Origin of the sequence: Microbacterium sp. VKM Ac-2870, assembly GCF_015350795.1 — a bacterium.
Classification (GTDB): domain Bacteria; phylum Actinomycetota; class Actinomycetes; order Actinomycetales; family Microbacteriaceae; genus Microbacterium.
Map to the genome: position 1 here is coordinate 410,398 of NZ_JADKSH010000001.1, position 19,348 is coordinate 429,745.

Sequence of the window (19,348 nt, forward strand, 5' to 3'; positions counted from 1 at the left end):
AGCCCGAAGGGGCGTCGGATTCCGGTCCGGCGCCCCTTCGGCGTGTCCGAGCCTGATTGGTAGCGTGAGTGCATGGCTGCACGCGACCGGCACGGTGCTCTTCCCGCTCTGTTGCGAGGTCTGGGCCGCCTGTTCGGCCGTGTCAGTCCGACACGTCCCGCCCCGTCACCGACGCACCCTGCGCGATCGATATCACCCTCCGCGCAGGACGATCCGGGACGCCACGGCGACACCGCGACGCGCGAAGTGACCCCGCCTCCGCGCACCGGTCTGCGGATCGGCTACGCTCCGCAAGACGACGGAGCTCCGGACGCCGGGGAGATCGTGTGGACGTGGGTGCCGTACGAAGAGAACGACGGCCGTGGCAAGGACCGGCCGGTGCTCGTGATCGGGCGGCAGAGCGCAGATCGCCTCTACGCCGTGCGCCTGACCAGCAAGGCCCACGACGGAGACCGCGACTTCCTGCCGATCGGCACCGGCGCCTGGGATTCCCAGGGCCGCCCGTCCTGGGTCGACATCGAGCAGCTCTACAGCGTTCACGAGCGCGGTCTGCGCCGAGAGGCGGCGGCCCTCGATCGCACGCGTTTCACGGCGGTCTCCGCCGCGCTGCGCCAGCGCTACGGCTGGGCGAGCGACGTCTGACGTCGCCGCATCAATCGGTTACGGCAGCCTGGAGCACCGGAGCGAAGATGATGATCGCAGCGCCGAGCAGCGCCACGCCGGAGCCGAGGTAGTCCCACAACGTCGGCGTGAAGCCGTCCATCACGATTCCCCACGCGAGCGAACCGGCGACGAAGACGCCGCCGTAGGCGGCGAGCACCGCTCAGTCTGCCACCGGGGCGTGTCCGGATTGTTGTGCGCGACCTACCGTGCCAGAACGCCACGGGGCACAGGCGAAAAGGGGGCGCGGCCACGCGCCGAGGGCGAGGACAGCGAGCACGGTCTGGATCAGGCCGGCGGCGAAGTAGATGGCGTGCAGCGGAGACCACACCAGCAGCATGGCGAGCTCGATGAAGATCCAGATCATCATGACGAGTCCGGATGCCGCGTGCAGCCCCCAGGTGAGCTTCAGCCGCCGATGCTGCGCGATCAGTGCGAGCACCTGTGCGCCGCCGACCACGAGTCCGAGGATGAGTCCGGGCCACGCCCAGGTCGAGAAGGGCGTCCGGGCCAGCCACTCGGGCGGCATCCCGACGCTGTCGCCGCCCACGAACACGAGCAGCACCATCCCGGCACACGCAGACAGGAGGTTGAACCCGGCGACGAGCTGAAGCAGAACACGGATCGACCGATGAACCCCCATGGGGCGAGGCTACGAGTCTGCGGCCGTCAGGGTCTCAGGCGCGCGCCGTGAATAGCGGTGCAGGGGAGTGGGCGGGTGGTGGTGGCGCTGAGGGGAGCGAGGTCTAGCATGTTCGTCGTGCATACGAGCCGACGGGCGTTGCTTTTTCGCGGAGCGCTCGGCCTCACCGCGACGGCGATCGTTGTGACCGTCATCCTGGCTGTCGATCCCGAGCCCGCCTCGGTGGTGCTGGGCATCGCGCTCACCTCTTCGCTCAGCCGGAGCCAGTGGGAACGGGATCGTCGAGGCCGCCTCGAAGCCCTCCTGTTGCTACCACCGCTCGGACTCGCGACCATGGGTGTCGGAGCACTGCTGAACCAGGTGTTCTGGCTCGGCGCCGTCGTGTACGTCGTCGCTCTGGTCGGCGTCACTTTGCTCCGGCGGTTCGGCGAGACCGGGCGCCGCGTGGCAGCTGTGGCCAGCACCCCTCTCCTGGCTGTGTTGTTCCTTCCCTCGGGCGCCGGCGCCGATCGGGGGCCTGCCGTTGCGGTCATCGAGCCGCTCCTCATCTCGGTGCTGGCGTGGGCCGTCGTCACCGCTGTCCACCTGGCAGCGCGCAGGCTCGGACCCGTCGCCCGCGGTACTCGCGCGGCGGCGTCGGCGGCAGGCGGAAATCTCACCGCGGCGACTCCAGCGCCACGCGGGAGGCTGCGACCGACAGCCACGACCAGAATGGCCATCCAGGTCGGTGTGGCTGCGACGGTGGCTTTTGTCGTGGGAGCGCTCGGTTTCGGTTCGCACTGGGCGTGGGTGGTCTTGAGTACCGTGATCGTCGCCTATCTGCCTCGCGGACGCGCCGAGGCCGTGAGCAAAGGCGTCCACCGCTTCGCGGGCGCCGCCGCCGGCTCGCTCGTCGCCCTCGTACCTCTCGCCGTCACGCCCGACCGCGCCCCCCTCCTCGCCGGAGCGGCATTGGCCGCGATAGGCGTGGGCATTCTTCTGCGCGAAGTCAGCTACGCCGTCTGGGCCTTCTGCGTGACGATCGCCTTGACGCTGCTCGAACGTCTCGGAGGACAGTCGTCGCCCCTGATCGGCGTGCGCCTCGTCGAGATCGGCATCGGAGTAGCGATCGGGATCATGGCGGTGTGCATCGTGTTTCCCGTACGCACCTCGGATGTGGTCCGCGCGCGCTTGGCGATGGTCCTTGCGGCGGTGTCCGGCCGGCTATCGGCCGAGACGGAGCGCGCACGCTCCGATGCCGACCTGCGCATCGCCGCGGCCGCGCGCGAACTCGACCGGGCGTGCGCACCGCTGCATGAGGCCGCTCGCGTGTTGTCGGTGTTCCGGCGCCCGCCACCTGACGCAGTGACGTGGGTTCACCATGCGCATCTGATTGTGGATGCCACGGTCCGCGGTCCCGTACCCGGTTCTGGGTCTCTGCGGAGAGCTGTCGGCGAGGCTCGTCATGCGCTCAAGACACCGTCGACACTGGGAGAGACGCTCAAACGTGCTGCTGAGGCGGCATGAGATGTGGTGGGCGATACCAGACTCGAACTGATGACCTCTTCCGTGTGAAGGAAGCGCGCTACCAACTGCGCCAATCGCCCTTGGCCCCTGCGGGCCGAGATCCGATGCTACCGGATGCCGGGCGTCGATACGAATCCTGCAGCTGTCTCTCTGGCCAGACACGCGCGGGCTGGACTCAGTTTTGCGAAGTCCGATTAGTCGGCTAAAGTCGATCAAGTTCCCGGGGCAACCAGGGAGCATGCGGATGTAGCGCAGTTGGTAGCGCATCACCTTGCCAAGGTGAGGGTCGCGAGTTCGAGTCTCGTCATCCGCTCAAGTGCAGAGATCGTTTTTCGGAGCGATCACGGCACGTGGGGTCAAACCACACGGTTAATCCACACGGTGGCGTGGCCGAGCGGCTAGGCACCGGCCTGCAAAGCCGTTTACACGGGTTCGAATCCCGTCGCCACCTCGCTTCACAACTTAATAGCCTGTATAGGCGCGATTGGCGCAGCGGTAGCGCGCTTCCCTGACACGGAAGAGGTCACTGGTTCGATCCCAGTATCGCGCACAGATAAAACCCCGGTCAGCTGGGGTTTTTTTGTGCCCTCTGAGTCGTCGTGCAACATGCGTGCAACATCGCTCCGCGACCTCGTGCCACTGGGCTTTGCCGCCGCGCTGCTGCTCTTGGTGCGGGGGATGCGGGCGGGCGCTCCCGCTGGGCACCATACTGCGCGTTAGGCTCGCCGCATGGCCCATCTCGTGCTCACCGTCGTCGGCGACGATCGCGCCGGACTCGTCAGCGCCCTCGCTCACACCATCGCCGACCACGGCGGAAACTGGGAGCAGAGCGAACTCGCCGAGCTCGCCGGCGCTTTCGCCGGCATCGTCCTCGTCTCGGTTCCCGACGAGCAGCAGCAGTCTCTCACGACGGCCCTGAGCGAGCTCGACGGGCTGCTCCGCGTCACGACCCACGGCGCCCCTGCCGCGGCATCCGTCGAGGCAGCGCACGCCGTCTCGTTCACCGTGCTCGGCAACGACCGGCCCGGCATCGTCCGCGACGTGACCGCTTCCATCGCCGCTCACGCGCTGAGCATCGACACCTTCCGCAGCCGCACGCTCGAGGCGCCGATGGCCGGCGGCACCCTCTTCGAAGCGACGGTCACGGTCAGCCTGCCAGCCGACGAGGATCCCGCCGCGCTCACCACCGCGCTCGAAGCGCTGGCCGGCGAGATCCAAGTCGACCTCACCGTCGGCTGAGCGTCCCTCCTAGATCGGCACAACGGCCAGGCCAGCGCGAACTTCAGCGCAGCGCGAGCGGCACGACGGCGAGCGCGACCGTCACGGGAGCGACGACGAGACCCCAGAGGATGTAACGCTTCCACGGCACATCGACACCGACGGCGTGCAGTCGCTCGTGCCACAGCAGAGTCGCCAGTGATGCCCACGGCGTGATCAACGGTCCTGCGTTGACGCCGATGAGCAGCGCCGCCAGACGAACGGGCGAGCCCGCTGCACTCTCGAGGGCGAGGTACGCCGGTAGGTTGTTCACCACGTTCGCGCCGAGCAGGCCGACGCCGGCGACCTGCCACAGCGACACGAGATCGTCGCCGGTTCCCGTCGCAGCAGCCAGCAGTGCGCCCGAGCCGAGGGCCTCCGCGGCCCCGACCGCCAGGAACAGGCCCGACGCGAACACGACGAGCTGCCACGGCACGAGCGCCCACCGCAACGAGCTCGGCGAGCGCCACGCGAAGACGGTCGTCAGCACGACGGCAGCGCCGAGAGCCGGCATCCACGGCGCGATGCCGACGATCAGCAGCGGCATCATCACGACCAGCACGACGGCGGAGATCCGCAACAACACGGGATCGGCCACGCGGGGCGGCCGCGCGGGCGTGAAGCGGCCGCGAAGATCACGGCGGTGGGTGAGCCAGAGAAACACCACCGTCACAAGGGTCGCGATGACCGCCGACGGACCCAGGAGGGCCAGAAAGCCCAGCGCATCCAGGTCGCCCAGGCGGTGAGCGGCAAGCAGGTTGGTGAGGTTCGACACCGGCAGGAACAGCGACGCGGTGTTGGCCAGCCAGACCGTGGCGAAGGCGAACGGCAGGGGAGCGAGGCCATTGGCGCGCGCGACAGCTACGACCACCGGCGTCAGCAAAACGGCTGTGGTGTCGAGCGAGAGGAACGCGGTGACGATCGCGGCGAAGGCGACCACCATCAGCCACAGCACGATCACCCGCCCGCGCGACCACCGTGCCAGTCGCGCCGCAGCGGCGTCGAAGACTCCCGCCTGTGCGGCCAACTCCGCCACCACCGTGACGGCGACGACGAACAGGAGAATCGGCCACACCCGATCACCGATCTCGAGTGCACCCTGCAGCGGAAGCACTCCGAAGACGACGGCAGCGCCGCCCAGGAGCAGGAGCACCGCTCCGATCACGGCTAGCATCACGGCATCCATCATGGACCCTGCCGCGACGATAGACTGCATCTATGGAAATGAGCCGGATCGCCGCCCTCGCGACCGGCACGCGCGCGCCCGGCGTACGAACGATCTGGGCCTGAGCGGGCAGGGCGCGGCGCGTCCGAAGCTGAGCATCCCATCCGATCCCTCTTCTGGAGACACTCCCTTGACTGACGTCTCACCTGCGGCGGACGTGGCCTACCCCGCCGACGGCTTCGCCCTGTTCCCCGATCGTTCTGTCGTCGCTCTGCGCGTCAACGGCGACCTGAAAGACCTCTCGACCCTCGTGACGGCCGACGACGCCGTCGAGCCGGTCACCATCGACAGCGCCGAGGGCCTGTCGATCCTGCGTCACTCGACCGCACACGTCATGGCCCAGGCCGTGCAGCGCATCAAACCGCAGTCGAACCTCGGCATCGGCCCGCCCATCACCGACGGCTTCTATTTCGACTTCGGCAATGTGGACCCCTTCACCCCGGAGGACCTCAAGGCCATCAAGAAGGAGATGGAGCGCATCGTCCGCGAGAATCAGCGCTTCGTCCGTCGCGTGGTCGACGAGACCGAGGCGCGCGAGCTCATGGCCGACGAGCCCTTCAAACTCGAGCTCATCTCCCTCGCCGACGGCCCCGGCTCGGGCGCGAACGCTGCGGAAGGCGCCTCAGCCGAGATCGGTGCCGGCGAGCTCACGGTCTATGAGAACGTGAACCGCGAGGGCGACGTCGTCTGGCGCGACCTCTGCCGCGGACCCCACGTTCCCGGCACCCGCTACGTCGCGAACGGCTGGGACCTCACCCGCGTCGCCGGCGCCTACTGGCGCGGCAGCGAGAAGAACCCGCAGCTGCAGCGCATCTACGGAACCGCCTGGCCCACCAAGGATGAGCTGCGCGCCTACCAGCAGCGTCTGGAGGAGGCCGCTAAGCGCGACCACCGCAAGCTGGGCAAGGAGCTGGATCTCTTCTCGTTCCCCGACGAGATCGGCCCTGGGCTCTCGGTGTTCCATCCCAAAGGCGGCATCATCCGCTACGAGATCGAGCGCTACATGCGCGAGCGCCTGCTCGCCAGCGGCTACGAAGTGGTGAACACTCCGCACATCACCAAGGGCGACCTGTTCATGACCAGCGGTCACCTGCAGTGGTACGCCGACGGCATGTACCCACCCATGGTGCTGGACGAGGTGGTGGATGCCGACGGTCACGTCAGCCGCGAGGGCCAGGAGTACTACCTGAAGCCCATGAACTGCCCGTTCCACAACCTGATCTTCCGCTCGCGCGGTCGCTCCTACCGCGAGCTTCCGCTGCGCCTCAGCGAGTTCGGTTCGGTGTACCGCTACGAGAAGAGCGGCACCCTTTCCGGCCTCACTCGCGTCCGTGGCATGACGCAGGACGACACCCACATCTACGTGACCGCCGACCAGGTGAAGGGCGAACTGACCCACAGCCTCGACTTCGTGCTGCAGACTCTGCGCGACTACGGCCTGAACGACTTCTACCTGGAGCTGTCGACCAAGGAAGACGGCAACCCCAAGTTCATCGGCGCTGATGAGCTGTGGACCGAGGCGACCGAAACCCTGCGCGAGGTGGCCGAGGCATCCGGGCTCGAGCTCGTGCCCGACCCGGGCGGCGCCGCCTTCTACGGCCCGAAGATCTCCGTGCAGGCGCGCGACGCGATCGGTCGCACCTGGCAGATGTCGACCATTCAGCTCGACTTCAACCAGCCGGAGCGCTTCGAGCTGGAGTACACCGGACCCGACGGCGAGAAGCACCGTCCCGTCATGATCCACCGTGCTCTGTTCGGCTCGGTGGAGCGGTTCTTCGCGATCCTGCTCGAGCACTATGCCGGTGCGTTCCCGGTGTGGCTGGCTCCCGTGCAGGTGGTGGGCATCCCCGTGGCCGACGACTTCGCGCCCTATCTCGACGAGATCGTCGCACGCTTGCGCGCGAAGGGCGTGCGCGCCGACGTGGACCACTCCGACGACCGCATGCCGAAGAAGATCCGCACCCACACCACCCAGAAGGTGCCGCTGCAGCTGATCGCCGGGGAGCAGGACCGTTCTGCGGGCACCGTGTCGTTCCGTTTCCGCGACGGCTCGCAGACCAACGGCATCCCCGTCGACGAGGCGATCGACAAGATCATCGCCTCGATCTCGGGCAAGCTCCTCGTGAACACCGCGGAGGACCTCGCGTGACCGAAGGGATCGCCGGCATCGACGCACGCCTTGAAGAGGCGAGCACCTTCGCCGGCGTTCCCGACGCGTTCCAGCGTCTTTGGACCCCGCACCGCATGGCGTACATCAATACCGGTGCCGAGGCGCTTCGCGGATCGGGATGCCCCTTCTGCGCCGCCCCGCAGAAGTCGGATGCCGACGGCTTGATCGTCCATCGCGGCGTGACGTCCTACGTGCTGCTGAACCTGTTCCCGTACAACTCCGGGCATATGCTCGTCTGCCCGTACCGCCATATCGCCACGTACGACCAGGCGACCGCGGAAGAGGTCGCCGAGATCGGCGCACTCACCCAGACCGGCATGCGGGTGCTGCGCGAGGTATCGCGCTGCGACGGATTCAACATCGGTATGAACCAGGGTGCGGTCGCGGGAGCGGGCGTCGACGAGCACCTTCACCAGCACATCGTGCCCAGGTGGGCGTCCGACGCGAACTTCTTCCCGATCATCGCTCGGACGAAGGCGCTTCCGCAGCTGCTCGGCGAGGTGCGCGAAGCCATCGCCGCGGCGTGGCCCACCGCGTGAGCGGATGCCGGTCGTGACGCGGGCGGGCGGGCCCGATGACGGCGGTGAGCCGTTCGTCGTCGACGAGCGTCGTCTCGCTGCCCTGCCGGTGCGGACGATCGAGCTGTCGGGGGACATCACCGCGTTCGATGCGCGCCGTGCCGTGGGGGAGACGCAGGAGCGTCAGGATCCGTTGTACTGGGTCGACCTCGAGGTACCCCGGGGATGGGTGCTGATCGGCGACAACGGTCAGGGCGACGAATGGTGGCTCGGCCCCCGTGGCGACGTGTGGTTCTTCGATCACACCGAGGGGGAGCGGTCGGTCTCGCGATTCACGGCGATGCACCTCTCGATCACCGAATGGCTCATGGTGGGCCATCTGGTCGCCCACTACGAGGCGATCGACGATCCCACGGACGACGCCGACGTGCGCGTGCGCATGGGACTCGACGCGATCTCCCCCGAGCTCAGCGATCGCTGGCCGTACGCCCTGTCCTGAGCCGGGGCCGGGCGTTCCCGGCATTCCCGCGGCGAGACTCGACCTGACGCCCGAGACGCACGCGCGTTTCGGGCGTCAGGTCGTGTCTCGGCGGGGTGGCCGCGATCGTCAGCGCACGCGGGTGACGGCGAACTGCATCCGCGGATGGGCGTAGAACTCCTGCGCCTCGACCAGCTGCAGTTCCCGCTGGCCGGAGTCGAACGTCGTCTGCAGCAGGTCGTAGACGCTCGAAACGGTCTTCGTCAACGCATCCGCGGCGTCGCCGCTCGCACGGAAGTGAGCGGTGAAAAGCGCCGCTGTGACGTCGCCCGACCCGTTCGCCTTCATCGCAATGCGCGGCGTCTGCACGATCCAGGCGCCCTCATCGGTCACGGCGAGCATCTCGATCGTGCCCTCGGGGGCATCCGGGCGCTCGACGGACGTCACGAGCACGGTGCTCGGACCCATCGCCCGCGCCGCATCGGCGGACGCGAGCGTCGAGTCGAGGTCGCTCGGCTCGGTCTCGGTGAGAAAGCCCAGCTCGAACTGGTTCGGCGTGATGATGTCGGCCGCGGGCACGACGCGCTCGCGCAGCAGGATCGGGATGGCGGGGGCCACGAAGCAACCGCTCTTCGCGTTGCCCATGACCGGGTCGCAGGCATAGATCGCCCGCGGGTTGGCGGCCTTCACACGCGCGACGGCGTCGAGGATCACGTCGGCGATGCCCTCACCGCCCTGGTATCCGCTGAGGATGACGTCGATCTCACCGAACACCCCGCGCTCCTCGATGCCGGTGATGACGTCTCGGACGTCGTCGGGGGAGATGAGCGGTCCGCGCCACGCCCCGTACCCGGTGTGGTTGGAGAAGTTCACCGTGTACACGGGCAGGACTTCGACACCGATGCGCTGCAGCGGGAAAACGGCAGCGGAGTTGCCGACGTGTCCGTACGCGACGGCGGACTGAATGGAGAGGATCTTCATCGAGCGATCATCCTGCTTTCGAGGTCGCGGCTGCAGCGGGGATCGCGGCAGCCAGGTCGGTGGCCAGACGCACGAGGTCGGCGTCGGACAGATCGTGCACCGTCACGCGCAGGTGACGTGTGGCGTGCTCATCCTCGAGCACGAATTCGTCTCCGGGGCGCGCCAGCCAGCCTCGGCGCATGAGCTGCTCAGATACCGCGCGCGCCGGGACTGGCAGCGGCACCCAGAGGCTCAGTCCGTCACCGGCCGACACGGGCACCCCGTGAGACGTCAACGTCGCGGCCGCGACGCGGTTGCGGGTGGCGTAGTGGGATGCTGCCGCGGTCACAGCGGCGACGGCATCCGCATCGGTCAGCTGTTCCAAGGCGAGTCGCTGAAGGAGGTGGCTGACCCACGTCGCACCCGGATTGAGCCGCTCGGCGAGACGTCCTGCGGTGTCGGGATCGGAGGCGACGACGGCGAGGCACATGTCGGGGCCGAGGAACTTCGACACCGACCGCACGAGCGCCCAGCGGCGATGATCCGGCCCGATGACGGAATGGAACGGCTGCGAGGAGAGCAGGGAGAAGTGGTCGTCTTCGATCACCAGCACGTAGGGGTGCTCGGCGAGGAGCGCCCGGAGCGCAGCGGCGCGCTCGGCGGTGAGGCTCGCGCCCGTCGGGTTCTGCGCGCGGGGAGTGAGCAGCACGGCGCGAACGCCGGCGTCGAGCGCAGCGGCCAGGCCCTCGACCGTCATCCCCTCGGCATCGACCGGCACGGCGACCGGCCGGTAGCCGCCCAGACGCACCGTATTGAGGCTCGCCAGGAAACAGGGGTCTTCAAGGGCGACCGCGTCGTCGCGGGTCAGCGTCTGCGCGAGCAACCGTTCGATGGCGTCGGATGCGCCACCCGTGATGGTGAGCCGCAGGGCACGGCCATCGCCGAGTGCCTCGCGCATCCACGACTCGCCCCACGCCGCCAGTTCGCGATCGATGATCGGCTCGCCGTACAACACGGGACGCCCGGCGATACGGCCGAGCGCGGGGCGCAGCTCGGGGATCAGGCGGGGGTCGGGGTTTCCCGCCGCGAGGTCTCGCAACACCGTATTCTGCGCGAATCCGTCTTGCGCGAACGGCGTGCGGTCGACGACTCGGGTTCCCGCGCGACCGCGCGCTTCGACGAGTCCCGCCTGGGTGAGCAGGCGATAGGCCGCGACCACGGTATTGCGGTTGACACCCAACTCGTCGGCCAGAGCCCGCACCGGCGGCAACGCGACAGCGGACGCGAGTTCGCCCCGCTCGATGCGCTGGCGAACGCTCTCGGCGATCTCGGTCGCGGTCGCGCCGCTGAAACCGACGTCACCGGTCGTTTCGCTCGCGATGCCCATCGGTGAAGTCTATGTGACAGGCCATGCTAGCTTTTGGCCTAGGCCAATAATCCGCATCCGAAACTGCCCCGAAGGAGCTACCCGTGTCCACTCCCGTCACCGGATCATCCCGCGTCAAGCGCGGACTCGCCGAGATGCTCAAGGGCGGCGTCATCATGGACGTCGTCACCGCCGATCAGGCGAAGATCGCCGAAGACGCCGGCGCCGTCGCCGTCATGGCTCTGGAGCGGGTGCCCGCCGACATCCGAGCGCAGGGGGGCGTGTCACGCATGAGCGACCCCGACATGATCGACAGCATCATCGAGGCCGTCTCGATCCCCGTGATGGCCAAGGCCCGCATCGGCCACTTCGTCGAGGCACAGGTGCTTCAGGAGCTCGGCGTGGACTATATCGACGAATCGGAAGTGCTCTCGCCGGCCGATTACGTCAACCACATCGACAAGTGGAACTTCACCGTGCCGTTCGTCTGCGGCGCCACCAACCTGGGTGAGGCCCTGCGCCGCATCACCGAGGGCGCCGCGATGATCCGTTCCAAGGGGGAGGCCGGCACCGGCGACGTCTCGGAGGCGATGAAGCACATCCGCACCATCCGTGGCCAGATCGCCGCACTCGGCGCTCTCGCGCCCGATGAGCTGTACGTCGCCGCGAAGGAGCTGCAGGCTCCGTACGAGCTCGTCGCCGAGGTCGCATCGTCCGGCACGTTGCCGGTCGTGATGTTCGTCGCGGGCGGCGTCGCTACTCCGGCGGATGCCGCGATGATGATGCAGTTGGGCGCCGACGGCGTGTTCGTCGGCTCGGGCATCTTCAAGAGCGGCAACCCCGCCGCACGCGCAGCGGCCATCGTCAAGGCCACGACGTTCTTCGACGACGCCACCATCATCGCCGACGTCTCGCGCGGCCTTGGGGAGGCGATGGTCGGCATCAACGTGACCGACGTGCCGGCACCGCACCGTCTCGCCGAGCGCGGCTGGTGACCGACGGGATGCCGCGGGTCGGCGTCCTCGCGCTGCAGGGCGACGTCCGCGAGCACATCCGCATGCTCACGCGGCTCGGCGCCGATGCCGTGCCCGTGCGGCGCCCGGAGGAACTCGCCGCCGTATCGGGACTCGCGATCCCGGGTGGCGAGTCGAGTGTGATCGACAAGCTCTCCCGGATCTTCGGGATGCAAGAACCGATCCGCAGGGCGATCGCCGACGGGCTGCCCGTCTACGGCACGTGCGCGGGACTCATCCTGCTCGCCGACCGCGTCGCCGACGGCATCGCGGGCCAGCAGAGTTTCGGCGGCCTCGACATCACCGTGCAGCGCAACGCCTTCGGGTCTCAGGTGGATTCGTTCGAGACGGAGCTCGCTGTCGCGGGTTTCGACGAGCCGGTCTCCGCGAGCTTCATCCGCGCCCCCCGCGTGATCGAGGTCGGTGCCTCCGTCGACGTTCTCGCGACCCTCCCCGACGGCGATATCGTCGCTGTGCGCCAAGGGACGCTGCTCGGCACGGCGTTTCACCCCGAAGTGTCGGGGGAGACCCGCTTTCACGAGCTGCTTCTCGAGATGGTGCGCATGCGGCGCGTGACGCGGGTTACCGTACAGGCATGACGACCTGGGTGGCGCTCCTGCGCGGAGTCAATGTGAACGGCATCACCATCCGCAGCGCCGACCTCGCGGCACTGCTGCGCGATCTCGGCCTGGGCGACGTGAAGACCTTCCTCGCCAGCGGCAACGCCCGGTTCACCGCAGACGTCGACGTCGCCGGCCGCGCCGAGCTCAAAGCACGCATCGAGGCGGCCCTGCGCGAACGCTTCGGTTACGACGCGTGGATCGTCCTGGTCACCATCAACGAGTTGGAGGCGGCCGCCACGGCCTACCCCTTCGACGCAAACGACGCGACGCGCCAGCCCTATGTGGTCTTCTGCAGCGAGATCGCCGTCCGCGATGCCCTGGTGGATGCCGCGGCATCCCTCGACAGCGAGGAAGACCCGACCCACCCCGGATTCGGCGTCGTCTACTGGAGTCCGGAGAAGGGCCGCACGCTCGACACGCCGTTCGGCACGCTCCTCGGCCGCGCCGAATACAAGCCGACGACGACCACCCGCAACCTGCGGACACTGATCAGAATCCTGGGCTGAAAACCACCGGTGACGCCTGAGTAAACTGGAGATCATGTCCGGACACTCCAAATGGGCCACGACCAAGCACAAGAAGGCGGTCATCGACTCCCGCCGCGCGAAGTCGTGGGCGAAGCTCATCAAGAACATCGAAGTCGCCTCCAAGCTGGGCGGACCGGATCTGCAGGGGAACCCGACCCTCTTCGACGCCGTTCTGAAGGCGAAGAAGACCTCCGTCCCCAAAGACAACATCGATCGCGCCATCAAGCGCGGCGCGGGCATCGGCGGCGACGCTGTCGAGTACTCGTCGATCATGTATGAGGGGTACGGACCCAACGGTGTGGCCCTCATGATCGAGTGTCTGACCGACAACAAGAACCGCGCCGCCGCTGAGGTCCGCACGGCCCTCAGCCGCAACGGCGGAACGCTGGCCGACCCGGGCTCGGTCGCCTACAACTTCACCCGCAAGGGCGTGATCGTCGTGTCCGACGAGGGTACGACCGAAGACGACGTCATGCTCGCGGCGCTCGAGGCGGGCGCCGAAGAGATCGAACCGCACGCGCAGGGCTTCGAGGTCATCACCGAGGCATCCGATCTCGTCTCGGTGCGCTCGGCACTCGCCGACGCGGGCATCGAGTACGAATCCGCCGACGTGGAGTTCGTGCCGAACCTCAAGGTCGAGATCGATGCAGAGACCGCCCGCAAAGTGTTCCGACTCATCGACGCCCTCGAAGAGAGCGAAGACGTGCAGAACGTCTTCAGCAACTTCGACCTGAGCGCCGACGTTCAAGCCGAGCTCGAGGAAGACGAGTAAGCGGCGTTTCGACTCGCGAGGCGGAACGCCGATGCCCGCACACTGCGCTTAGCGTGGGGGAGTGACACCCGCTCTTCGCGTTCTCGGCATCGACCCCGGCTTGACCCGCTGCGGCGTCGGGGTGGTCGACGTGCGCGCCGACCGGTCGGCGACGCTCGTCCATGTGAGCGTCGTACGCTCCGGCGCGGATCTGCCCATCTCCGAGCGGCTGGCGCTGATCGCAGCGGGACTGCGAGAGGTCATCGCTGCGCACCGCCCGCACGTCGTCGCGGTCGAGCGGGTGTTCGCGCAGCAGAACCGCAGCACGGTAATGGGCACAGCCCAGGCGAGCGGAATCGCGCTGCTGCTCGCCGCCGAGAACGGCCTGCCTGCGGCGACCCACACGCCCTCGGAGGTGAAGGCCGCCATCACCGGATATGGGTCAGCCGATAAACGTCAGGTGCAGACGATGGTCGCGCGCGTTCTTCGGCTCGATGCCCTTCCGCAGCCCGCCGATGCGGCGGATGCCCTCGCGATAGCGCTCTGCCACGGCTGGCGCCGTGACGCGCCGACAGCAGGAGGAACCGGAGCGCTCACTCCGGCTCAGCGCGCCTGGGCCGATGCCGAACGGGCCGCACGGCGCTGAGCGCGCGGGCGAGACGCGTGTCGCTCGAACAAAGCTGCGAACGACTGTCTAGGGTGGTGGCATGATCTCTTCGCTGCGTGGCCGCATCCTGCACCTGGACGCAGAATCGGCCATCATCGAGGTCGGCGGCGTCGGCTTCAGCGTCGCCATCTCGGCCGCGCTGGCACGGTCGCTGCATCTCGGCGACGACATATTGCTCCACACGGCACTCATCGTGCGCGAAGACGCGCTGTCACTGTTCGGCTTCGCCGACCGCGAAGAGTTGAGCGTCTTCCATCACCTGCTGAGCGTTTCGGGGGTGGGGCCGAAGTCTGCTCTCGGGGTTCTGTCTGCTTTGAGCGTTCCGCAGATCGCCGACGCCGTCATCGCCGAAGACGACGCCCCCTTCCGTCGCGTCTCGGGCATCGGACCGAAGACCGCGAAGCTCATCGTCGTCCAACTCGCCGGCAAGCTGCAGGCATCGGTGGGCTCGGCATCCCTGCCCGCCTCCGCCGCCGCACGTGGCGACGTCGCCGGCCAGGTCGTGGCGGCGCTGACCGCACTCGGCTGGAACGAACGGACCAGCGTCGAGGCCGTGTCGATGGTCGTGGATGCCGCGACCGATGCTGAACGCCACTCGGTGCCCGTGCTGCTGAAGCTCGCGCTCGCCCAACTCGGCCCCGCCCGACCGGAGCGTGCCGGTGTCTGAGGCGCTCGATCCGGCCGTCGCCGAAGACGAGAGAGAACTGGCGGTCGAAGGCGCGCTGCGACCCACCTCGCTCGCCGAGTTCGTCGGGCAGCAGAAGGTTCGCGGACAGCTGCAGCTCTTGCTGGATGCGGCACGCATCCAGCAGCGCTCGCCCGACCACATCCTGCTGTCCGGCCCCCCGGGTCTCGGCAAGACCACGCTCGCCATGATCGTCGCGCACGAGAGCAGCCGACCGCTGCGCCTCTCGAGCGGCCCGGCGATCCAGCACGCCGGAGATCTGGCCGCGCTGTTGTCGAGCCTGGTGCCGGGTGAGGTGCTCTTCATTGACGAGATCCACCGCATGGCGCGATCCGCCGAAGAGATGCTCTACCTCGCAATGGAGGATTTCCGGATCGACATCATGGTCGGCAAGGGCGCCGGCGCCACGAGCATCCCACTCGATCTGGCGCCCTTCACCCTGGTCGGGGCGACGACCCGCTCCGGCATGCTGCCCAACCCGCTGCGCGATCGCTTCGGATTCACGGCGCACCTGGAGTACTACGAGCCCGAAGAACTCGAACAGGTCGTCTCCCGCTCGGCCCACGTGCTCGGCGTCGACCTGCCGCCGTCTGCCCGCTCGGAGATCGCGCGTCGTTCCCGGGGCACGCCCCGCATCGCGAACCGCCTGCTGCGCCGCGTGCGCGACTACATCATCGTCTACGGCACGGGCACACCGACGGCATCCGACGCTCACGTCTCCGCCGCCCTCGAGCTGTATGACGTCGACGCGATCGGCCTCGACCGTCTCGACCGGGCGGTACTGGATGCCGTGGTCCGACGCTTCCGCGGCGGTCCGGTGGGGCTCAGCACGCTCGCTGTGACCGTCGGCGAGGAGGCCGAGACCATCGAGTCGGTCGTCGAGCCCTACCTCGTTCGCATCGGCTTTCTCGGCCGCACCCCGCGTGGACGCGTGGCAACTCCGGAGGCCTACGCCCACCTGCGCGTCGCGCAGCCCGGTGAGGCGCTGAGATTCGATGACCTATAATCACTGAAGGCTTTCTGCCGCCTTCTTCGCGCCGATCGCGCGAGCTCCCGAAAGGTGTTGTCCGTATGGATTGGATTCTGCTCGTCGCCCTGGTGGCGCTGCTTGGCTTCATGTTCTGGAGCTCGCGCAAGCGCGCCGCCAAGATGAAGGCCGAGCAGGAGGCCAAGGCTCGCGCGATGGTCCCCGGCGTCAAGGTTCTGCTTCAGGGCGGCCTCTACGGAACCCTCGTGACGTACGACGGCGAAGACCTCTCGAAAGCAGCCTTCGTCGAGCTCGCGCCCGGCGTCGAGGTCGAGGTCCACAGCCAGGCCATCCTGCGTGTCGTGGACGAAGAAGAGGGAACGGTCACCGAGGACGAGTTCATCGAGGCGGAGGCCGACCAGGCCGAGTACGCCGCCGATGTCGCCGGTGGCGTGATCCCCTCGGTCAGCGACGATCACGCCGCGGCGAAGAAGACCGACGCGCCCGAAGCCGGCGACGCCAAGCCCCAGGTCTGATCGCTCCGCGCAACGCTCCCGAAGAAAGCTGACCCTCCGTGGCCACACCCACCCCTGTGCGCCGTGCCTGGCGCGCGCTGACCGGTCTCCTCGTCATCACCGCACTGCTGTTCGGCGTGAACGCGCTCGGCGTGTTCGTCTTCGGTAAGAGCTCGTGGGCGCCTGAGCTGGCGCTCGATCTGCAGGGCGGTACGCAGATCATCCTCGAGGCGAAGACGCCTGACGGGGCGAGCCCGACCACCGACCAGATGAACCAGGCCGCGGCGATCATCCGTCAGCGCGTCGACGCGTCCGGTGTGGGGGAGTCGGATATCACGACACAGGCCGGCAACCAGATCGTCGTGCAGATTCCGGGTCCGGCCGACGAAGAAACGCGCAAGCGGATCGAGTCATCGGCTCAGATGCAGCTGCGCGCGGTGCTGGCGACCACGGCTGCCAGCACATCGTTCGTGGGCCAGGACGGCAACTCGACGCCGTACCCGACGCCCGACCCGGGCCTGCCGTCCACGCCGACCGCGGCGCCCACCAACGGCAGCGACCTCAGCTGGATCACGCCGGCGCTGCAGGCGAAGTTCCTCGCGTACGACTGCACCGCCAAGGACAACGACCCGGCGAACAGCCCCGCGGGAGAGCCGCTGATCGCGTGCGACCCGTCGGGCACGGCCAAATACCTCCTCGGTCCGGTGGAGCTCGACGGCTCCGCCATCAGCGACGCGACGAGCGGCATGAACACCCAGAACGGCCAGTGGGTCGTCAACATCGTCTTCAACGATCAGGGCACGAAGACCTTCGGTGAGGTCAGCCAGCGCCTGTACGCCTTCACCCAGGCCGGCAAGTCGCCGCAGAACCAGTTCGCGTTCGTCCTCGACGGGGCGGTCATCTCGGCTCCCTCGATGAACGGCGTGATCCTCGACGGCAAGCCGCAGATCAGCGGGTCGTTCAACCAGGAGAGCGCCAAGACGCTGTCGGACCAGCTCAAGTACGGGGCGCTCCCGCTGAGCTTCGGCATCGTCAGCGACAACGCCATCTCCGCCACGCTGGGATCGCAGCAGCTGCAGATCGGCCTGATCGCCGGCCTCATCGGCCTCGCTCTGGTCGCCCTCTACTCACTGATCGTCTATCGGGCGCTCGGCTTCGTGATCATCGCCTCGCTCGGGGTGATGGGCGTGCTCACCTACATCACGCTCTGCATCCTCGCGTGGCGCATGGGCTTCCGCCTTTCGCTGGCGGGCGTCGCGGGTCTGATCGTCACGATCGGCTTCACCGCCGACTCCTTCATCGTGTACTTCGAACGCATCCGAGACGAGCTGCGCGACGGAAAGTCGATCACCGGCGCAGTCGAAGACGGCTGGGGTCGCGCGAAGCGCACGATCTACATCTCGAAGTCGATCAACATCCTGGCGGCTGTGGTCCTGTACATCCTCGCGGATGCCACGGTGAAGGGCTTCGCGTTCACGCTCGGGCTCACCACGCTCATCGACATCCTGATCTTCATCCTGTTCACGCACCCGGTGCTCCAGTTGCTCGCGCGAACTCGCTTCTTCGGCGGTGGGCACCCGCTGTCGGGTCTGGACCCCGACGCACTCGGCGCGGTCTACCGAGGGCGTGCGCAGTTCCGTAGCCCCGTCGAGGCGGGAACCGCTAAGGGCGCCGCGGCGCGACGCACCGCGCGCTCGCGCGGCGAGGCGGAGCGTCGCCAGACGATCGCCGAACGCAAGCAAGCCGAACTGGCCGCCAAGAACAGTACGAAACCGAGCTCGACCACGGAGGGAGACGACTGATGCGCTCCATGAACGAGTTCGGAAACGATCTCTACACCGGCAAGACGTCCTTCCCGTTCGTCGGCCGCCGCCGCCTGTGGTTCATGATCGCCGCTGTGCTGGTGATCGGCGCCGCGCTGGTGCCTCTGTTGCGCCCGATCGAGTTCTCGATCGAGTTCACCGGCGGATCGCAGTTCACGGTCAACCAGGTCGCCAACCCCGACCAGGCTGCTGCCACGGCCGCCGTGCACTCTGTGGTCCCGGATACGGCGACCAAAGTGACCACCATCGGTTCGGATGCCCTGCGCATCCAGACCAACCAGATGACCAACGCTGACACGCAGTCGGTCACGACCGCCCTGGCGCAGAAGTTCGGCGTCACGGAGTCCGATGTCAGCTCGTCGTTCATCGGGCCGAGTTGGGGCCAGGACGTCACCCGGCAGTCACTGTGGGGTCTCGGCATCTTCCTGGCTCTGACGTTCGTCATCCTGGCGATCTACTTCCGCACCTGGAAGATGTCGGTTGCCGCCATCATCGGTCTGGTCGATGTTCTCGTCATCACCGTCGGCGTCTACGCGCTCTTCGGTTTCGAGATCTCGCCGGCGGCGGTGATCGGCTTCCTCACGATCCTCTCTTACTCGCTGTACGACACCACCGTCGTCTTCGACAAGATCCGAGAGAACACGCGCGACGATGGCGAGAAATCGGGTCGCACCTTCGGCGAATCGGTGAACCTCGCGGTGAACCAGACGCTGATCCGATCGATCAACACCACCGTGGTGGCGGCGATTCCGACCGGTGCGATCCTCTTCATCGGCGCTCTCTGGCTCGGTGCGCAGACGCTGACCGACATCTCGCTGTCGATCTTCGTCGGCACGATCGTGGCGGCGTACTCGACCCTGTTCGTCGCGGCGCCGCTGTACTCGCTGCTGCGCGAGAACGAATCCGACCTCAAGTCCCGAGATGCCCGCGTGCTGTCCGCACGCGCGCGTGCACAGGTCTCCGCGTGAGCGTTGCCCGGTCGCGCCGGGCGTAG

General features: G+C 67.8%; 20 protein-coding genes, 4 tRNA genes and 1 pseudogene. 19 read left to right on the forward strand and 6 right to left on the reverse strand.

Annotated elements, in window-relative coordinates; genetic code table 11:
• Nucleotides 1-72 precede the first annotated feature (72 nt).
• On the forward strand, nt 73-642 hold the full coding sequence (locus ITJ43_RS01970; RefSeq protein ID WP_194581624.1) for a type II toxin-antitoxin system PemK/MazF family toxin: 570 nt from the start codon (nt 73-75) through the stop codon (nt 640-642).
• Between the two features lie 10 nt (nt 643-652).
• Here the strand turns inward: ITJ43_RS01970 and ITJ43_RS01975 are convergent.
• Nucleotides 653-820 (reverse strand): annotated as a pseudogene (locus ITJ43_RS01975) (hypothetical protein); the annotation flags it as partial.
• 3 nt (nt 821-823) lie between these two features.
• Entirely contained in the window at nt 824-1,303 is a 480-nt protein-coding gene (locus ITJ43_RS01980) for a hypothetical protein (protein ID WP_194581626.1), read from the reverse strand.
• Between the two features lie 117 nt (nt 1,304-1,420).
• Between ITJ43_RS01980 and ITJ43_RS15255 the strand changes: the two genes are divergently transcribed.
• Nucleotides 1,421-2,809 carry an FUSC family protein gene (locus ITJ43_RS15255; RefSeq protein WP_194581628.1) on the forward strand — a complete coding sequence of 463 codons (1,389 nt, stop codon included), beginning with the start codon at nt 1,421-1,423 and terminating at the stop codon, nt 2,807-2,809.
• A gap of 4 nt (nt 2,810-2,813) precedes the next feature.
• On the opposite strand, the gene ITJ43_RS01990 is transcribed toward ITJ43_RS15255, so the two are convergent.
• A tRNA-Val gene (locus tag ITJ43_RS01990) sits at nt 2,814-2,889 on the reverse strand.
• Between the two features lie 160 nt (nt 2,890-3,049).
• On the opposite strand from ITJ43_RS01990, the gene ITJ43_RS01995 reads away from it, so the two are divergent.
• From ITJ43_RS01995 to ITJ43_RS02010, 4 genes are all read left to right on the forward strand, one after another.
• Nucleotides 3,050-3,122, forward strand: a tRNA-Gly gene (locus ITJ43_RS01995).
• A 67-nt stretch (nt 3,123-3,189) separates the two neighbouring features.
• Nucleotides 3,190-3,260 (forward strand) — tRNA-Cys (locus ITJ43_RS02000).
• A gap of 27 nt (nt 3,261-3,287) precedes the next feature.
• Nucleotides 3,288-3,359: transfer RNA gene (locus ITJ43_RS02005), tRNA-Val, on the forward strand.
• Nucleotides 3,360-3,538: 179 nt separating this feature from the next.
• Complete coding sequence (locus tag ITJ43_RS02010; RefSeq protein ID WP_194581637.1) at nt 3,539-4,048, forward strand: glycine cleavage system protein R; 510 nt, start codon at nt 3,539-3,541, stop codon at nt 4,046-4,048.
• A 43-nt stretch (nt 4,049-4,091) separates the two neighbouring features.
• Here the strand turns inward: ITJ43_RS02010 and ITJ43_RS02015 are convergent, their stop codons facing one another.
• Entirely contained in the window at nt 4,092-5,252 is a 1,161-nt protein-coding gene (locus ITJ43_RS02015) for an SLC13 family permease (protein WP_194581639.1), read from the reverse strand.
• A gap of 169 nt (nt 5,253-5,421) precedes the next feature.
• Here ITJ43_RS02015 and thrS point away from each other — a divergent pair, with 169 nt between their 5' ends.
• The 3 genes from thrS to ITJ43_RS02030 are packed head-to-tail and all read left to right on the forward strand — an operon-like array spanning nt 5,422 to nt 8,478.
• Nucleotides 5,422-7,440, forward strand: coding sequence for a threonine--tRNA ligase (gene thrS, locus ITJ43_RS02020; RefSeq protein WP_194581641.1), 2,019 nt, complete (start codon nt 5,422-5,424; stop codon nt 7,438-7,440).
• On the forward strand, nt 7,437-8,000 hold the full coding sequence (locus ITJ43_RS02025; RefSeq protein WP_323741095.1) for an HIT domain-containing protein: 564 nt from the start codon (nt 7,437-7,439) through the stop codon (nt 7,998-8,000). Before thrS ends, ITJ43_RS02025 begins: the two co-directional genes overlap by 4 nt.
• A 4-nt stretch (nt 8,001-8,004) precedes the next feature.
• A complete protein-coding gene (locus ITJ43_RS02030) occupies nt 8,005-8,478 on the forward strand; it encodes an SMI1/KNR4 family protein (protein WP_194581643.1) in 474 nt (157 codons plus the stop codon).
• A 108-nt stretch (nt 8,479-8,586) separates the two neighbouring features.
• Here the strand turns inward: ITJ43_RS02030 and pdxY are convergent, their stop codons facing one another.
• Together pdxY and ITJ43_RS02040 are read right to left on the reverse strand one after the other, a co-directional pair.
• Nucleotides 8,587-9,438 (reverse strand): pyridoxal kinase PdxY, encoded by an 852-nt coding sequence (pdxY, locus tag ITJ43_RS02035; protein WP_194581645.1) that lies wholly within the window; start codon nt 9,436-9,438, stop codon nt 8,587-8,589.
• A 7-nt stretch (nt 9,439-9,445) separates the two neighbouring features.
• The gene (locus tag ITJ43_RS02040) at nt 9,446-10,804 is read right to left on the reverse strand and encodes an aminotransferase class I/II-fold pyridoxal phosphate-dependent enzyme (protein WP_194581647.1); all 1,359 of its coding nucleotides are present in this window, start codon (nt 10,802-10,804) and stop codon (nt 9,446-9,448) included.
• 83 nt (nt 10,805-10,887) lie between these two features.
• Here ITJ43_RS02040 and pdxS point away from each other — a divergent pair, with 83 nt between their 5' ends.
• The 10 genes from pdxS (at nt 10,888) to secF (ending at nt 19,322) form a co-directional block, all read left to right on the forward strand.
• The gene (gene pdxS, locus ITJ43_RS02045) at nt 10,888-11,778 is read left to right on the forward strand and encodes a pyridoxal 5'-phosphate synthase lyase subunit PdxS (protein ID WP_194581649.1); all 891 of its coding nucleotides are present in this window, start codon (nt 10,888-10,890) and stop codon (nt 11,776-11,778) included.
• Between the two features lie 8 nt (nt 11,779-11,786).
• Nucleotides 11,787-12,395, forward strand: coding sequence for a pyridoxal 5'-phosphate synthase glutaminase subunit PdxT (gene pdxT / locus ITJ43_RS02050; protein ID WP_194582427.1), 609 nt, complete (start codon nt 11,787-11,789; stop codon nt 12,393-12,395).
• Nucleotides 12,392-12,925, forward strand: a complete 534-nt coding sequence (locus ITJ43_RS02055) for a DUF1697 domain-containing protein (protein ID WP_194581651.1) — start codon at nt 12,392-12,394, stop codon at nt 12,923-12,925. Before pdxT ends, ITJ43_RS02055 begins: the two co-directional genes overlap by 4 nt.
• Before the next feature lie 34 nt (nt 12,926-12,959).
• On the forward strand, nt 12,960-13,718 hold the full coding sequence (locus tag ITJ43_RS02060; RefSeq protein WP_194581653.1) for a YebC/PmpR family DNA-binding transcriptional regulator: 759 nt from the start codon (nt 12,960-12,962) through the stop codon (nt 13,716-13,718).
• 61 nt (nt 13,719-13,779) lie between these two features.
• The gene (gene ruvC, locus ITJ43_RS02065) at nt 13,780-14,343 is read left to right on the forward strand and encodes a crossover junction endodeoxyribonuclease RuvC (RefSeq protein WP_194581655.1); all 564 of its coding nucleotides are present in this window, start codon (nt 13,780-13,782) and stop codon (nt 14,341-14,343) included.
• Between the two features lie 61 nt (nt 14,344-14,404).
• Nucleotides 14,405-15,031 carry a Holliday junction branch migration protein RuvA gene (ruvA, locus tag ITJ43_RS02070; RefSeq protein WP_194581656.1) on the forward strand — a complete coding sequence of 209 codons (627 nt, stop codon included), beginning with the start codon at nt 14,405-14,407 and terminating at the stop codon, nt 15,029-15,031.
• A complete protein-coding gene (ruvB, locus tag ITJ43_RS02075) occupies nt 15,024-16,055 on the forward strand; it encodes a Holliday junction branch migration DNA helicase RuvB (protein ID WP_194581657.1) in 1,032 nt (343 codons plus the stop codon). Before ruvA ends, ruvB begins: the two co-directional genes overlap by 8 nt.
• Nucleotides 16,056-16,120: 65 nt before the next feature.
• Nucleotides 16,121-16,552 (forward strand): preprotein translocase subunit YajC, encoded by a 432-nt coding sequence (locus ITJ43_RS02080; RefSeq protein ID WP_194581658.1) that lies wholly within the window; start codon nt 16,121-16,123, stop codon nt 16,550-16,552.
• A 38-nt stretch (nt 16,553-16,590) separates the two neighbouring features.
• Nucleotides 16,591-18,333: a protein translocase subunit SecD gene (gene secD / locus ITJ43_RS02085; RefSeq protein WP_194581659.1), complete on the forward strand. Its 1,743-nt coding sequence runs from the start codon at nt 16,591-16,593 to the stop codon at nt 18,331-18,333.
• Nucleotides 18,333-19,322 carry a protein translocase subunit SecF gene (gene secF / locus ITJ43_RS02090; RefSeq protein ID WP_194581660.1) on the forward strand — a complete coding sequence of 330 codons (990 nt, stop codon included), beginning with the start codon at nt 18,333-18,335 and terminating at the stop codon, nt 19,320-19,322. Before secD ends, secF begins: the two co-directional genes overlap by 1 nt.
• Nucleotides 19,323-19,348: the final 26 nt, after the last annotated feature.

Excerpts from the sequence above, each read along its gene's own strand:
- ITJ43_RS01970 (WP_194581624.1), top strand. The coding sequence starts at position 73 with ATGGCTGCACGCGACCGGCACGGTGCTCTTCCCGCTCTGTTGCGAGGT.
- ITJ43_RS01980 (WP_194581626.1), bottom strand. The coding sequence starts at position 1,303 with ATGGGGGTTCATCGGTCGATCCGTGTTCTGCTTCAGCTCGTCGCCGGG.
- ITJ43_RS02010 (WP_194581637.1), top strand. The coding sequence starts at position 3,539 with ATGGCCCATCTCGTGCTCACCGTCGTCGGCGACGATCGCGCCGGACTC.
- ITJ43_RS02015 (WP_194581639.1), bottom strand. The coding sequence starts at position 5,252 with ATGGATGCCGTGATGCTAGCCGTGATCGGAGCGGTGCTCCTGCTCCTG.
- ITJ43_RS02030 (WP_194581643.1), top strand. The coding sequence starts at position 8,005 with ATGCCGGTCGTGACGCGGGCGGGCGGGCCCGATGACGGCGGTGAGCCG.
- pdxY (WP_194581645.1), bottom strand. The coding sequence starts at position 9,438 with ATGAAGATCCTCTCCATTCAGTCCGCCGTCGCGTACGGACACGTCGGC.
- ITJ43_RS02040 (WP_194581647.1), bottom strand. The coding sequence starts at position 10,804 with ATGGGCATCGCGAGCGAAACGACCGGTGACGTCGGTTTCAGCGGCGCG.
- pdxT (WP_194582427.1), top strand. The coding sequence starts at position 11,787 with ATGCCGCGGGTCGGCGTCCTCGCGCTGCAGGGCGACGTCCGCGAGCAC.
- ITJ43_RS02055 (WP_194581651.1), top strand. The coding sequence starts at position 12,392 with ATGACGACCTGGGTGGCGCTCCTGCGCGGAGTCAATGTGAACGGCATC.
- ITJ43_RS02060 (WP_194581653.1), top strand. The coding sequence starts at position 12,960 with ATGTCCGGACACTCCAAATGGGCCACGACCAAGCACAAGAAGGCGGTC.
- ruvA (WP_194581656.1), top strand. The coding sequence starts at position 14,405 with ATGATCTCTTCGCTGCGTGGCCGCATCCTGCACCTGGACGCAGAATCG.
- ITJ43_RS02080 (WP_194581658.1), top strand. The coding sequence starts at position 16,121 with ATGGATTGGATTCTGCTCGTCGCCCTGGTGGCGCTGCTTGGCTTCATG.
- secF (WP_194581660.1), top strand. The coding sequence starts at position 18,333 with ATGCGCTCCATGAACGAGTTCGGAAACGATCTCTACACCGGCAAGACG.